Origin of the sequence: Azospirillum griseum, assembly GCF_003966125.1 — a bacterium.
Lineage (GTDB): Bacteria > Pseudomonadota > Alphaproteobacteria > Azospirillales > Azospirillaceae > Azospirillum > Azospirillum griseum.
On record NZ_RXMA01000099.1, the window covers coordinates 1 to 1,318 of the forward strand.

A 1,318-nucleotide genomic window follows, 5' to 3' on the forward strand; every position below is an offset into this window, starting at 1 on the left:
GGAACTACGCCAAATTAAGTGCGGTGTTTTGTGGTCTTGAGGCGATTGTGTAGTTCCACTCTGGATGGAAGTCGTTTCGGGTTATGGCGAGGGCATCGATTTCGGCGTCGGTGACCTTGATGCCCTTGGCATAGTCGGCCGTGTCGATTTCACAAGCGACCTTGAGACCGGTCTTGGTGGTGGTTGCGGCGATCAGTTCGACGACGGCCAGCCGGCTGGTCAGCGGCCGGGCACGCCAGTTCTGCGAGATGTGGCAAAAGAGACGGTGCTCGATCTTGTTCCATTTCGAGGTGCCCGGCGGGTAGTGGCAGACGCTGATGGTGAGGCCGGTTTCGTCGGCGAGCTTCTGCAACTCCACTTTCCACAGCCGGACCCGGCTTCCGTTGGAGCCCCCGCCGTCCGCCGTGATCATCAGCTTGTCGGCCTGCGAATAGCGGGCCTGCCCCATCGCCTCCCACCAGCGACGGATGGCCTGGACGGCGAACTGGGCGGTGTCGTGGGTCACTCCGACACTCACCCACCCGGCGTTCTCGGCCACGTCGTAGACGCCGTATGGAATGGCCTTGCCGAGGTTCTTGTCCTCGAAGTCATGCACGTTCACCCGGCGCGGCTTCCCTTCGGGGCGCCAGTCGGTTCCGGCATTCTTGTAGGGGCCGATCAACTCCTTCTTCTTGGTGTCCACCGAGATGACCGGAGCGCCGGCAGCCTGGAATGCCAGCACCTGGACATTGATGTGCTCGAACTGTGCGTCGCGGTCGGGATGCCCGCGCCCCTCGTTGGCCTTGCGGTTGCCCTGGCGGGAAAAGCCGAGCCGACGCAGCAGGCGGCGCACCGAATTGGCCGACACCCGATGGCCTTTGTCCCGCAACGCCGACGCCAGCTTCTCCAGGCTCTTGGACACCCACAGCAACGGGCGCTCCGGGCAGCCCAGTGTCATTGGCGCGATCAGGTCCAGCAGGTCGCGCTCCAACGTCGCATCCGTGTCGGTCAGCCGCTTGCGCCCGCCGCCCGACCGGCGCAGCCGGGATCCGCGCGGCGGCACGCCCTCGGCAATCTCCTTCAAGCCCCGCCCGATGGTGCTTGGCGCGATACCGGTGGCCCGCGCCACCGCGGCAATTCCGCCACGGCCGAGCGCCTGCGCTTGGGTGGCGGCAAACAGACGACGCCCCCGCTCGTCCAGGCTGGGATGTAGAAGGGCGTATTGGCGGCGCAACGCGGCTTCATCGATCATGATGAGCCAGTCTACAGCTCCCGACTCCCGCCGAGAATCCCCTACCGCGCACCCTCCTATCGATTCGTCTATTTTGGCCCGGCGCCC

Annotated in this window: 1 protein-coding gene; it reads right to left on the reverse strand. The window is 65.3% G+C overall.

The window, feature by feature from the left end; all coding sequences use genetic code 11:
- Nucleotides 1-4 precede the first annotated feature (4 nt).
- Nucleotides 5-1,231: an ISAzo13 family transposase gene (locus EJ903_RS26305; protein ID WP_126620814.1), complete on the reverse strand. Its 1,227-nt coding sequence runs from the start codon at nucleotides 1,229-1,231 to the stop codon at nucleotides 5-7.
- Nucleotides 1,232-1,318 lie beyond the last annotated feature (87 nt).